The sequence below is a fragment of the Paraburkholderia lacunae genome (assembly GCF_003353175.1).
In the GTDB taxonomy this organism is placed as follows: domain Bacteria; phylum Pseudomonadota; class Gammaproteobacteria; order Burkholderiales; family Burkholderiaceae; genus Paraburkholderia; species Paraburkholderia lacunae.
In genome coordinates, this window is sequence record NZ_QHKS01000019.1 from 21,902 (window position 1) to 35,647 (window position 13,746).

General features: G+C 65.6%; 9 protein-coding genes. 7 read left to right on the forward strand and 2 right to left on the reverse strand.

Features of this window, described 5'->3' with window-relative positions; all coding sequences use genetic code 11:
- The first annotated feature begins 101 nt into the window (after positions 1–101).
- The 7 genes from DLM46_RS25730 (at position 102) to DLM46_RS25760 (ending at position 8,908) form a co-directional block, all read left to right on the forward strand.
- Entirely contained in the window at positions 102–947 is an 846-nt protein-coding gene (locus tag DLM46_RS25730; RefSeq protein ID WP_115105366.1) for a transketolase, read from the forward strand.
- On the forward strand, positions 944–1,942 hold the full coding sequence (locus DLM46_RS25735; protein WP_115105260.1) for a transketolase family protein: 999 nt from the start codon (positions 944–946) through the stop codon (positions 1,940–1,942). The genes DLM46_RS25730 and DLM46_RS25735 overlap by 4 nt, the downstream gene beginning before the upstream one ends.
- Before the next feature lie 59 nt (positions 1,943–2,001).
- A complete protein-coding gene (locus DLM46_RS25740) occupies positions 2,002–2,766 on the forward strand; it encodes an SDR family NAD(P)-dependent oxidoreductase (RefSeq protein WP_115105261.1) in 765 nt (254 codons plus the stop codon).
- A gap of 134 nt (positions 2,767–2,900) precedes the next feature.
- Positions 2,901–3,944 carry a TRAP transporter substrate-binding protein gene (locus DLM46_RS25745; protein ID WP_115105262.1) on the forward strand — a complete coding sequence of 348 codons (1,044 nt, stop codon included), beginning with the start codon at positions 2,901–2,903 and terminating at the stop codon, positions 3,942–3,944.
- A 5-nt stretch (positions 3,945–3,949) separates the two neighbouring features.
- Positions 3,950–5,809, forward strand: coding sequence for a TRAP transporter large permease (locus tag DLM46_RS25750; RefSeq protein WP_115105367.1), 1,860 nt, complete (start codon positions 3,950–3,952; stop codon positions 5,807–5,809).
- 98 nt (positions 5,810–5,907) lie between these two features.
- Positions 5,908–7,902, forward strand: coding sequence for a transketolase (gene tkt, locus DLM46_RS25755; RefSeq protein ID WP_115105263.1), 1,995 nt, complete (start codon positions 5,908–5,910; stop codon positions 7,900–7,902).
- A gap of 49 nt (positions 7,903–7,951) precedes the next feature.
- Positions 7,952–8,908: a D-2-hydroxyacid dehydrogenase gene (locus DLM46_RS25760; protein ID WP_115105264.1), complete on the forward strand. Its 957-nt coding sequence runs from the start codon at positions 7,952–7,954 to the stop codon at positions 8,906–8,908.
- A 55-nt stretch (positions 8,909–8,963) separates the two neighbouring features.
- On the opposite strand, the gene DLM46_RS25765 is transcribed toward DLM46_RS25760, so the two are convergent.
- Together DLM46_RS25765 and DLM46_RS25770 are read right to left on the reverse strand one after the other, a co-directional pair.
- On the reverse strand, positions 8,964–12,455 hold the full coding sequence (locus DLM46_RS25765) for a DEAD/DEAH box helicase (protein ID WP_115105265.1): 3,492 nt from the start codon (positions 12,453–12,455) through the stop codon (positions 8,964–8,966).
- A 183-nt stretch (positions 12,456–12,638) separates the two neighbouring features.
- Positions 12,639–13,484: a DeoR/GlpR family DNA-binding transcription regulator gene (locus DLM46_RS25770; protein WP_115105266.1), complete on the reverse strand. Its 846-nt coding sequence runs from the start codon at positions 13,482–13,484 to the stop codon at positions 12,639–12,641.
- Positions 13,485–13,746: the final 262 nt, after the last annotated feature.

The following is a 13,746-nucleotide window of genomic DNA, read 5'->3' on the forward strand; positions in this document are numbered from 1 at the left end:
AGCAAGGGATTACCCGAATCTGCGAGCAGGACGAAACATCCCGCCACGAATCACCCGGCGTCCGGCCGTTATTGGCCGGCGCCCGGAAGAAGGAGACACGCGTGAATACGAGCGAAGCCGGGCGCACCGCCCAACTCGCGGACCACGCCTACCGCATCCGCCGCAATGCGCTGCTGATGGGCGAAGTACAGGGGCAAGGCTATATCGGCCAGGCACTCGACATCGCGGACGTGCTGTCCGTCGCCTACTTCGGCGCCATGCGCTACCGCCCTGAAGATCCCGAATGGGAGGGACGCGACCGCTTCCTGCTGTCGAACGGTCACTATGCGATTGCGCTGTACGCGGCGCTCTTCGAAGCCGGCATCCTTCCCGCCGACGAACTCGAGACCTACGGCAGCGACGACAGCCGTTTGCCGATGTCCGGGATGGCCAGCTACACGCCCGGCATGGAGATGTCGGGCGGCTCGCTCGGCCAGGGTCTGACGATTGCCGTGGGCCGCTGCCTCGGCTTGAAGCGCAAGGGCTCGGACTCGTTCGTCTACACGCTCTTCTCCGACGGCGAGCTCGACGAAGGCGCTATCTGGGAAGGTCTCATGTCGGCCGCGCACTGGAAGCTCGACAACCTGATAGCAATCGTCGACGTGAACAACCAGCAAGCCGATGGCCCGTCGACGCAGATCATGGCGTTCGAGCCGCTCGTCGACAAGCTCGAAGCGTTCGGCTGGTACACGCAGCGCGTGAACGGCAACGACATCGAAGCCGTCGCGCACGCGTTCGACAACGCCCGCCGGCACGCCGGCAAGCAACCGCGCATCATTGTCTGCGACACGAAGATGGGCTGCGGCGTGCCGTTCCTCGAAGAACGCGAGAAGAACCATTTCATCCGCGTCGATGCGCACGAGTGGAAGCTCGCGCTCGAAGCACTCGATGCCGGGAGGCCAGCATGAGCACCGTCGCCAGGAAACCGCGCCTGAAAACCTCGGCGATGATCGCGTCGATCGCAGGTGAAGGCCAGGTCACGCGCTCCGCGCCGTTCGGCCACGCGCTTGCGCAACTGGCCCGCGCCAGAACCAACGTGATCGGCATGACGGCCGACCTCGGCAAATACACCGATCTGCACATCTTCGCGAAGGAATTTCCCGAGCGTTACTACCAGATGGGCATGGCCGAACAACTGCTGATGGGTGCCGCAGCCGGTTTCGCACAGGAAGGCGCGCAGCCGTTCGTCACCACTTACGCGGTATTCGCGACGCGCCGCGCCTACGACTTCATCCATCAGACCATCGCCGAGGACAACCTCGACGTGAAGATCGTCTGCGCGCTGCCGGGTCTTACGACAGGCTACGGCCCGAGCCACCAGGCCACCGAAGACCTCGCGCTGATGCGCGCGATGCCGAACATGACGGTCATCGACCCGTGCGACGCGCTCGATATCGAGCAGATGGTGCCGGTGATCGCCGCGCACAAGGGCCCCGTCTACGCACGCCTGCTGCGCGGCAACGTCCCTGCCGTGCTCGACGAATACGACTACCGCTTCGAACTCGGCAAGGCGAAGCTGCTGCGCGACGGCAACGACGTGCTGCTGATCTCGTCCGGGATCATGACGATGCGCTCGCTGGAAGTCGCGAAAGCGCTGGAGGAAGACCACATCGGTGTCGGCGTGCTGCACGTGCCGACCATCAAGCCGCTCGATACCGCGACCATCCTGCGCGAAGCGAAGCGCACGGGCCGCATGGTGATCGTCGCCGAAAACCATACGGTGCTCGGCGGCCTCGGCGAAGCAGTCGCGCGCACGCTGCTCGGCGCGGGCGTCACGCCGCCGTTCCGGCAGATCGCGCTACCCGATGCCTTCCTCGACGCGGGCGCACTTCCGACGCTGCACGACCGCTATGGCATCTCCACCGAAGCCATGAGCGACACCATCAAGGGCTGGCTCGGCTAGACGCCGTCATCCGCCATTACGACAACCGTTACCGAATCCATCATCAGGAGAACAACCTCATGTCAGAGTCGCGCCTTCTCGACGGCAAGGTCGCCGTCATTTCCGGCGCAGCATCGCTGCGTGGCATCGGCATGGCGACCGCGCGCATGTTTGCGAAGCACGGCGCGAAGATCGCCATCCTCGATCTCGACGCCTCGGCGGCACGCGACGCCGCAGCGTCCATCGGCCCTGAGCATCGCGGCTACGCCTGCAACGTCACCGACCGGCAGGCGTGCGAGGCCGCCGTCGAACAGATCGTCGCCGATTTCGGCACGATCGACGTGCTCATCAACAACGCGGGCGTCACCCAGGCCGTGAAGCTGCTCGACATCGATTCCGAAAGCTGGGACCGCATCCTCGACGTGAACCTGCGCGGCGTGCTGTATCTGTCGCAAGCCGTCGTGCCGCAGATGAAGAAGCAGAAGAGCGGTTCGATCGGCTGCATGTCGTCGGTATCCGCGCAGCGCGGCGGTGGCATTCTCGGCGGCCCGCATTACTCGGCGGCGAAGGCGGGCGTGCTCGGCCTCGCGAAGGCGATGGCCCGCGAGCTCGGCCCCGACGGCATTCGCGTGAACTGCGTGACGCCCGGCCTGATCCAGACCGACATCAACGCCGGCAAGATCAGCGACGACAAGCGCGGCGAGATCCTCGCAGGCATTCCGCTGGACCGTCTCGGCGTGCCTGACGACGTCGCCGGCGCCTTCCTGTTTCTCGCGTCGCCGATTTCGTCGTACATCACGGGCGCCGTCATCGACGTGAACGGCGGCATGCTGATTCACGGCTGACGCAAACGGGACGCGCGGCGGAGTCCGGCCGCCGTGCGCGACAGACAGTTGCCGGACAAAGGCAAACGCGCCAGAGAGCGTGTTGCCCGGTAAACAGACCGATACACCACAAATCCGTATTGGAGGAGCACATCATGAGCCACCGCTCGAACCACCGCAGCGGCATCGATCGACGCACCTTTCTGAAAGCGGGCGCGAGCCTCGCCGCGGCGGCGCCGCTCTGGGGCCTGCCGATCCGCCGCGCGTCGGCCGCTGATTTCTCGTACAAGCTCGCGACGGGCCAGGACCCGACGCACCCGGTCAACATCCGCGCGCAACAGGCCTGCGACAAGATCCGCACGGCGACGGGAGGCAAGCTCGACATCAAGGTCTTCCCCGCGAATCAGCTCGGTTCGGATACCGACCTGCTGTCGCAGGTGAGAAGCGGCGGGGTCGAATTCTTCAACCAGGCGTCGTCGATCCTGGCGACGCTTGCGCCCGCTGCGGGCATCGTCAACACGGGCTTCGCGTTCCCCGACTACGACACGGTCTGGAAAGCGCTGGACGGTGACCTCGGCGCCTACATCCGCGCGCAGATCGAGAAGACCGGCATCGTTACCGTCTCGCGTCCGTGGGACAACGGCTTCCGCCAGGTCAGTTCGTCGGCGCGCGTGATCCGCACGCCGGAAGACCTGAGGGGTTTCAAGATCCGCGTGCCGCAAGCGCCGATGCTCACGTCGCTCTTCAAGGCGCTCGACGCCGGCCCTGCCCCGATCAACTTCAACGAGCTGTATTCGGCGCTGCAAACGGGTGTCGTCGAGGGACAGGAGAACGCGCTGCCCATCATCGCCACGGCCAAGCTCTACGAAGTGCAGAAATCGATCAGCCTCACGTCGCACGTGTGGGACGGCTACTGGATTCTCGGCAATCGCCGCGCCTGGGACAAGCTGCCCGCCGACATGCGCGCCATCGTCACGCGCGAATTCGAGGCGGCCGGGATGCTGCAGCGCGCGGACATCGCGACGCTGAACGGTACGCTGCGCAACGACCTGAAGGCCAAGGGCATCAACGTCGTCGATGTGGACCGCCAGGCGTTCCGCGACGCGTTGCGCAAGACGAGCTTCTATGGCGACTGGAAAGCGAAGTACGGCGATCAGGGTTGGGGCCTGCTCGAAAAGTACGTCGGCAAACTGGTATGAACACCATGCACACGATTACTTTCCCGCATCCGTCGCCACGCCGCATCGTCGCTGCGATCGACACCGTGCTCGGGCACCTCGTCGAAATTCCGGCCGCGCTGCTGGTGGTCGCGGAGATCGTTGTGCTGCTGGCAGGCGTCACGAGCCGCTACCTGCTGCATACGCCGCTCGTCTGGTCCGATGAGCTCGCGTCGATGCTGTTCCTGTGGCTGGCGATGCTCGGCGCCGTGGTGGCGCTGCGGCGCGGCGAGCATATGCGGATGACGGCGCTGGTCGGCAAGGCATCGCCGCCGGTACGGGCATTTCTCGACGTGGTCGCCATCGCCGCGCCGCTCGCGTTCCTCGTGCTGGTCATCGGCCCCGCCGTCGAGTTCGCCCAGGACGAAGGCATCATCACAACGCCCGCGCTCGACATTTCCAACACGTGGCGCGCCGCGGCGCTGCCCGTCGGCTCGCTATTGATGCTCGTCGTCGCGTGCCTGCGTCTGATCCGCACGGCCAACTGGCAGATGACGGTCGCGGCGCTCGCGCTGGTGGCGGCGATCGGGGGCGGCTTCGTTGCCGTCAGTCCGTTGCTGCAGGATCTCGGCAACCTGAACCTGCTGATATTCTTCGTCGGCCTCGTCGCGCTGTGCGTGCTGTCCGGCGTGCCGATCGCGTTCTCGTTCGGGCTCGCGACCTTCGGCTATCTGGCGCTCACGACGAGCACGCCGCTCAGCGTGGTGGTCGGCCGGATGGACGAAGGCATGTCGCACCTGATCCTGCTGTCGGTGCCGTTGTTCGTGTTTCTCGGGCAACTGATCGAGATGACAGGCATGGCCAACGCGATGATCGCATTCCTCGCGAGCCTGCTCGGCCACGTGCGCGGCGGGCTGTCGTACGTGCTGGTCGGCGCGATGTATCTGGTGTCGGGCATCTCCGGTTCGAAGGCCGCCGACATGGCCGCCATCGCGCCCGTGCTGTTCCCCGAGATGAAGACGCGTGGCGCAAAGCCCGGCGACCTCGTCGCGCTGCTCGCCGCCACCGGCGCGCAGACGGAGACCATACCGCCGAGTCTCGTGCTGATCACCCTCGGCTCGGTGACGGGCGTGTCGATCTCCGCGCTGTTCACCGGCGGCATGCTGCCGGGCATCGTGCTCGGGATCACGCTGTGCGCCGTCGTCTGGTGGCGCTATCGCGGCGATGACCTGGCGGGCGTGCGTCGCGCGACGCGTGGCGAGATCCTGCGCAAGCTGGCCATCGCGCTGCCTGCGCTGGCATTGCCGTTCGTGATTCGCCTTGCCGTCGTCGAGGGCGTCGCGACGGCGACCGAAGTGTCGACGATCGGCATCGCGTATGCCGCACTCGCAGGCCTCCTGATCTACCGGCGTTTCGAGTGGGCGCGCCTGAAACCGATGCTGATCGACACCGCCGCGCTGTCGGGTGCGATCCTGCTGATCATCGGCGCGGCCACGGGCATGGCGTGGGCGCTCACGCAGTCCGGCTTCTCCGGACAGCTCGCGCAGTCGATGGCGGCCCTGCCCGGCGGCGCAGCGATGTTCATGGCAGCGTCGATCCTGGTGTTCATCGTGCTCGGCAGCGTGCTGGAAGGCATTCCCGCGATCGTCCTGTTCGGCCCGCTGATGTTCCCGATCGCGCGGCAGATGGGCATCCACGACGTGCACTACGCGATGGTCGTGATCCTGTCGATGGGCGTGGGCCTCTTCGCCCCGCCGTTCGGTGTCGGCTACTACTCGGCATGCGCGGTCAGCCGCATCCATCCGGATGAAGGCATGAAGCCGATCGTCGGCTACATCGTGGCGCTCGTGATCGGCCTGATCGTCGTCGCCGCGGTGCCGTGGATCTCGATCGGGTTCTTGCACTGATACATAGCGCTGCGTCGGGAACCGGATGCAGCGCCCCCCTTTTTCATCGTTACTCAAGCGACAGCCGCCCCCCAAGGGCGAAGCGTCAAGGAGAAGTCATGTCCGCACTCGTGCCAATGCGCGAAACGCGACCGCTCGCCAATGCGATCCGGTTTCTTGCCATCGATGCCATCGTGCGCGCCGGCGAAGGCCATCAGGGCGTGCCGCTAGGCATGGCCGAGATCGCGACGGCACTGTTCACGCAACATCTGAAGTTCAATCCCGCCGATCCGCAATGGCCCGACCGCGACCGCTTTGTCTTGTCCAACGGGCACGGCTCGATGCTCCTCTATGCGCTGCTGCATCTGACAGGTTACGCACAGTTCGGCATTGAACAGATCAAGACCTTCCGCGAGATGGGCTCGCATTGCGAGGGACATCCCGAGTTCGATACAGCCGCGGGCATCGAGGTGACGACCGGCCCGCTCGGGCAGGGCATCGCCAACGCATTTGGCATGGCCGTCGCGGAGGCTTACCTGAACGCGAAATTCGGCGACGGCATCGTGAATCACCACACGTATGCATTCGTCGGCGATGGCTGCCTGCAGGAAGGCGTCGGCCAGGAAATGATTTCGCTCGCCGGGCATCTGCAGCTCGGCAAGCTGATTCTCTGCTGGGACGACAATCGCATCACCGATGACGGCAGCACGTCGCTGTCGATCAGCGAGGACGTGAGCGAACGGTTTCGTGTCGCAGGCTGGCATGTGATCGAAGTCGATGGGCATGACATCGAAGCCGTCGCCGCCGCGCTGGCCGTTGCGAGGCTCGATCCGCGCCCGTCGCTGCTCGCCTGCCGCACGGTCATTGCGCGCGGCATCGCGCGCCTGCAGGGACAACGCGGCGGACACAGCGGCAAGCTGTTCGAAGCCGACGCCGATGCCGCGCGCAACGAACTTGGCTGGCCGCATGCGCCGTTCGACCTTCCGCGCGATGTGCTCGACAGCTGGCGCGACGCCGGCCGACGCAGCCAGGCGGAATATCGCGACTGGCACGAACGTCTCGCCGCCTTGCCCGCCGATGCGCGTGCCGAATTCGAGCGCATCCAGACAGGCCGGCTTCCCGACGGGTGGCAACGGGGGCTCGACGACTATCGCAAGCGGGCGATCGAGCGCGGCGAGGGCGAGGGCGAGGCCGGCATCGTGATTTCCGCCGAGATCAACGATCTCCTCGCGTACTTGCCGGAACGCATGGTGGGCTGCGCGGACCTCGAGGCACCGACGAGCCACAAGCGCAGCCTGCATGCGTTCAACGCCGAAGATCGCAGCGGCGCGTACGTGCATTGCGGCGTGCGCGAGCACGTCATGGGCGCGATGGCGAACGGCATGGCGGCGCACGGCGGCGTGATTCCGCTGGCCGTCACCTACCTCGCGTTTGCCGATTACGAGCGGCCCGCGATGCGCATGGCCGCGCTGATGGGTCTGCCCGTGAAGTTCGTGTTCAGCCACGACTCGATCGGCGTCGGCAGGAACGGGCCGACCCATCAGCCGGTGGAGATCCTCGCGTCGTTGCGCGCGATGCCGAACATGCGCGTATTCCGTCCCGCCGATGCCGTCGAGGCGGCCGAGTGCTGGGTGCTTGCCTACGAACATCGCAGTGGCCCCTGCACGATGGTGTTCGCCCGCCAGACGCTGCCGCTGGTACGCACGCGCCACGAGCCTGACAACCTGTGCGCACGTGGCGGTTACGTACTCGCGGAAGCCGAAGGCGGAAACCGTCTCGTCACATTGCTCGCGACAGGCTCGGAAGTGGCGCTGGCCGTCAAGGCACGCGAACGTCTGCAACAGAATGGCATTCCGACAGCGGTCGTCTCGCTGCCGTGCTGGGATCTGTTCGACGAGCAGGACGACGCCTATCGGCTGGCCGTGCTCGGCGCGAACACGGTGCGCATCGGTGTCGAAGCCGCGACGCGCTTCGGTTGGGATGGCTACCTCGGCGAGCGCGGCGGGTTCGTCGGCATGACGGGGTTCGGCGCATCGGGGCCCGCGCAAGCGCTGTACGAACATTTCGGCATCACGCCCGCGCACATTGTCGCCGCGGCCAAACGTCGTCTCTGACCTGCCCCGCTCCCCTTTGTCCGATCAACAGGAATTAACAGGACCCAGCATGCACAAGATCGTATTTCTCGACCGCGCAACGCTCGCGCCGCACATCAAGCTCGCGCGGCCGGCATTCGAACACGAGCTCGTCGAGTACGACCATACTCGAGCCGACCAGGTCGCTGCGCGCCTCGACGGTGCGACCATCGCGATCACCAACAAGGTGCCATTGACCGCAGACGTGATCGCGCGGCTGCCTTCCCTGAAGCTCGTTGCCGTCGCCGCGACAGGCACCGACTGTATCGACAAGGCGGCGTGCGAACAGCACGGTATCCGCGTATCGAATATTCGCGGGTACGCGGTGAACACCGTGCCCGAGCACACATTCGCGTTAATGCTCGCGCTTCGGCGCAACCTGATCGCGTACCGCGACGACGTACTGCTCGGCGAATGGCAAAAGTCCGGGCAGTTCTGCTTCTTCAATCATGCGATACACGACCTGGGCGGCATGACGCTAGGCATCATCGGTGAAGGCGTGCTCGGGCAGCGTGTGGCGGAGATTGCGAAGGCGTTCGGCATGCGTGTGCTCTTCGCCGCACACAAGGGCCGCGAGGGACTCGGGCCGCTCTACACACCGTGGGACGAAGTCCTCGAGACCAGCGACATCATCACGATACACAGTCCGCTCACGCCGCAAACCCGCGACATGCTCGCGATGCCCGAGTTTCGCAAGATGAAGCGCACGCCGCTCATCATCAATACGGCGCGGGGCGGACTGGTCGATGAAGCGGCGCTCGTGCGCGCACTGGATGAAGGGCTCATCGGCGGCATCGGCTTCGACGTGCTGTCGAGCGAGCCGCCCAACGACGACAATCCGCTGATGCGGATTGCAGGCCGGCCGAATGTGATCGTGACGCCGCATGTCGCGTGGGCGTCGGACGAGGCGCAACAGTCGCTTGCCGATCAGCTGATGGGCAACGTCGTCAACTTCGTGAGTGGCACGCCCGTCAACATCGTCGTGTAAAACGAGGTTGTTGAACAACTCGGATGGGGCCAGCGTTTAAACCACCCGATCAACGTCATCTCCCCCCTTCAATCTCCGGCATCGGCGCAAACAATGCGTCGAGATCGTCGTCCGAGAACTTGGTGGCGCCGGCGGCGTCTTCGGACAGAATGCTGTCGGCCAGTCCCGCCTTCTGTTGCTGCAACTCGACGATCTTCTCTTCGATGCTACCCGCCGCAATCAGCTTGTAGACGAACACCGGCTTGTCCTGCCCCAGCCGATGTGCGCGGTCGGTCGCCTGATTCTCGGCGGCGGGATTCCACCAGGGGTCGTAATGAATCACCGTGTCGGCGGCGGTCAGGTTCAGGCCCACGCCGCCCGCCTTCAGGCTGATCAGGAACAGCGGCACCTCACCCTTCTGGAACCGCTCGACCGGCGTGCTGCGCTCGGCGGTGTCGCCGGTCAGGATCACATAGGGAATCGCGGCTTCCTCCAGCGCCTCGGCAATCAGCGACAACATGCCGGTGAACTGCGAGAACAGCAGCACGCGCCGCCCTTCCTCGATCAGCTCAGGGAGCATCGACAGCAACAGATCGAGCTTGGCCGAACGCGTCACGCGCGCGCCCTTCTCGGCTTGTCGGGCCTTATCTCCCTTTTCAGCCCTTTCAACCTTTGCACCCCTGTCACCCTTATCACCCGCCTCCTTGTCAGCCTTGATCGCCTTCACGAGCCGCGGATCGCAACACACCTGGCGCAGTTTCAGCAAGGCATCGAGCACGATGATGTGACTGCGTGCGAGGCCTTGCGCGCTAACCGCGGCGCGCACTCTCTCCTGCATCGCCGTCCGCACGGTTTCGTAGAGATCGCGCTGCGCGCCTTCCAGGTCGACCGAGCACACGATGGTGGTCTTCGCGGGCAGCTCCTTCGCGACCTCGTCCTTGCGACGGCGCAGCATGAACGGCCGGATGCGCCGCGCCAGCAACGCGCGGCGCACGCCGTCGCCGTTTTTCTCGATCGGATTGCGCCAGCGTTTGGTGAAGTCTTTCTGGCTGCCGAGAAAACCCGGCAGCAGGAAGTCGAACTGCGACCACAGTTCGCCGAGGTGATTTTCCAGCGGCGTGCCGGTCAGGCACAGCCGATGCCGCGCGCGCAACCCGCGAATCGCCTGGGCGGCTTTGGTGGTCGCATTCTTGACGTATTGCGCCTCGTCGAGAATCAGCAAGTGATAGTCGTGCTCGGCGAGCACCTTCTGGTCGCGCCAGAGCAGCGCGTAGGTCGTCAGAATCAGTTCGTGCTCGCCGATCTGCTCGAAGCGCTCCTTGCGCTGCGGGCCGTTGAGCACCAGCACGTTCAGTTCCGGCGCGAAACGGCGCGCTTCCTCGCGCCAGTTGTGCACGAGCGTGGTCGGCACGACGATCAGCGCGGGACGGTCGAGCCGCCCGGCCTCCTTCTCCGCGAGGATGTGCGCGAGCGTCTGCACGGTCTTGCCGAGACCCATGTCGTCGGCCAGCACGCCGGCCAGATCGTGTTCGCGCAGAAACTGCATCCAGTTCAGCCCCTGCTGCTGGTACGCGCGCAATTCCGCTCGCAGCCCGCGTGGCACCGGCACCTCGCGCAAGCCCGGACCGGCCTGCAGGCGCTGTGCCAATTGGCGGATCGAAGCTTCGCCCTGAAACTGCCAACGGCCTGTGCTGTTCAACGCTTCCAGCCGGCCGGCATCGACCGCAGGCACACGCAGCGCCTTGCCTTGGGCAAGCGAGCCGCCCAACGCGTCGAACAGGTCGACCAGCACGCGCACCACCGGTTTCAGCCGGTCGGCGCGCAGCCGCAGACGCTTGTTTTCTTCCGTCTTCAGCTCGATCGGCTCGTCGTCGGCGATCGCTTCCAGCGCACCGCCGAGCCAGCGCCGGTCGCGCCGGAACAGGTCGGCCAGAAGCGGCTCGAGCCGCACATTGCGCTCGCCGACCCGGATGCCCATCTCGAGATCGAACCAGCCGTCGCCCGCCTGACGCGCGGTCCCGTCGATCGCGTCGATCTCGATGACGTTGTAGCGGAATTGCGGCGCCATGCTGATGCGCCAGCCTTTGCTCGCGAGTTCCGGCACGGCGTCGTTGACGAAGGCGGACCACGCGTCCGCGTCCGGCAGACCGAGCATCGTGTCGGGCAATAGCCGCGAGGCGTAGACGCGGCTGGTCGGGACCCGTTGCAGGCCGGTCTTGCGCAATTCGAGCAGGCGTTTCTTTTCGACCTCGTAGCGGCGCCGGATATGAATCACGTCGCCGCCCGGCACTGGCACCAGCGTGACGCTACTGTCGACGTTGATGCTGATGCCGTCGTAGTCGAAGCTGACGCCCGCGAGTTCCACCGCCTCGGACTTGCGCTGACCGGCTTTGCCGCCGGACGGCAGCGAGTGGCTATCGAGCATCAGCACCGGCACCGGATCGACGTCGATCACGCGAATCGCCGACGCGTCGTGCGCGGGCGGCAGCGGCAAATCGGGCGCGATCTCGCGCAGCACCGCGGCAACCAGAGGCGCTTCGGCGAGCGAGATCGGCGGCATGGCGAGGTAATCGGGCAACTGCTGGAACGGCAGCGACAACGCGACGATGCCGGCCTCGTTCGAGACGCCGTCGACATACCAGACCGGCTCGGTGGGCAGCACCATGCTGGCGCGCGGCTCGGTGCACAGCACGGGACGCAGCCGCTCGTCCGCGAGCGGCTCCCATTCGATCCGGCCGGGCCGGTCGGCGCCGCGCGACAGCGGTGTCGGCCCCTGACGGCCGGGCCCGGGTTTGAATTCGAAGAACAGACGCCCCGTCGCAATCAGCTTTTGCAGCATTTCCGCGCCGTTCGCGCCGCGCAGAATGAACTGGCCGAAGTCTTCACGGGAACGGCCCAGCCAGAGGCCGCGCAGGATCGACAGGTCCTCGTCGGAAACGAACTTCGGCTGTTTCAGCAATGCCGCTTCCACATTGCCCCACGCTTCGCCGACTTCGACAACCGCGCCGTCCGGGTTGCAGCGCGCACGGTACAGCACGACCTCGTGGCGCTTGTGGAAGCTGGACCAGTTGAGCAGATAAGCCAGCGTCTGGGTGCGCGCGGCGCTCGCCTTCTGGACGAGCGCGTCGGCGGCCTCGGCGCGCGCGCGAAAACGCTCCAGCCAGCTGACCAACTCGGGACGCACGCCGGACGGCGGCTGCGGCTTTGCCCCCCGGCCCACCCGCTCCCCCTGCGGATGCTCGGGCGGCCAATGCTCGTCCATGTCGACATGGGTCACATGGTCCATCTCTTCGTGATACTCGAGCTCCGCGAGCAGCAAGGCGGCAGCATGCTTGCAGTTGGTCCCGACCGGGCAGGTGCAGTCCGCGTCGGCCCAGGTCGAGCGCTTGCCATGATGGAAGCGCACCCTCGTGTGATACGGGCGGCTTTGCGTGCCCTGCACGTCGGCGCTCAGCGTGTCGCCGTCCCATCGCAGGTTCGTGACGGCGCCGACCGAACGGGCTTTGGCCACCGTGTGCTCACCCAGCCAATCCGCAATCTGGTCTCGATCAAAAAAATACGACGACATCAGCGTATTCCATCCCTATTCAGACCGGCACGGGCGCGTACGGGCGAAAAATCAACGCGGCAAGCGGTGCATCCCGCCTGCCGGCGTATTTCCGCCACGGCCTCGATTGTCCGTGGTAACCGGCCATTTTACGCGTTGGACGGAGTTGGCTGTGGAGGCGGCGCGAGCCGCCGAACGAATGGCCTAGAGCGGGGATCGGGCGGCCGGACCGGCGTCGATACCGGTTTCAGCATTCGACCCGGGGACGCCGCGCTCAGGCTGCGGCTCCGGTGCGCCGACACTGACTTCCAGCCCGGCCGCGGCGAACACCTGTGCCAGCGCGGACGCCGGCGCTTCGTCAGTGACCAGCAGATCGACGGCGTCCGGACCAAACGCGTGCACTAGCGCGCTGTGGCCGAATTTCGAGTAATCCGCCGCGACCACCCGGCGCTCCGCCTGCGCGAAAGCGGCGAGCGAGAACGCGACGTCGGCGGGCTGGGCGTCCATGAAACGCCCTTGCATATCGATCGCGGTGACCGAGACGATCGCGTAGCGCACGTGGAACTGGCGAAGAAAGGCGAGCACGCTGTCGCCGAACACCGCGGCGTCATCCGCGCGCAACTCGCCCCCCGCGATGAACACGCGGTTGCCGTTACGCGGTGCCAGTGTGCGGGCGACTTCGACGGAATTGGTGACGACCGTCAGCCGCGAGCGGGCGCACAGCGCCTGCGCGATGTGCAGGCAGGTGGTGCCGCCTTCGAGAATCAGCGAGTCGCCGTCACGCACCAGTTCAGCGATACGCGCGCCGATGACCTGCTTGGCTTCGCGGCTCGCCACCATGCGCCGCTGAAACGGCGGCTCGTCGAGCCGCTCGGGCAGCATCACGCCACCGTGAACTTTGACGAGCAGGCCGTCGGCGATCAGCGGCTTGATATTGCGACGGATGGTCTCGTCGGAAACCTCGAAGCGGCCGGCCAGATCGGCGATCGTGCAGGTACGCTGCTCGCGGACGAGACGCAGGATTTCGGCTTGGCGTTGGGTGGAGAACATGGGGTTTGAACGGTGGCTATTCGGCGAGTCTAGCAAAAGCCGCGTTGCACAACATTGAAAATCCACGAGTTACCAACCAAATCCACAAACCGTTATCGCGGGGCAACTTCTTCTTGCCATGAGCGTGATACCTGCCAGGCGCGGGATGTAGGGTAGCGCCGTCGTATTGCCACGCACGTATGACGCCAGAATGATGCGAGCACTGCTACAACAATCGTTGCATTTTGTGTTTTTCTGCGGCAATCTATGCCAACATGTTCAA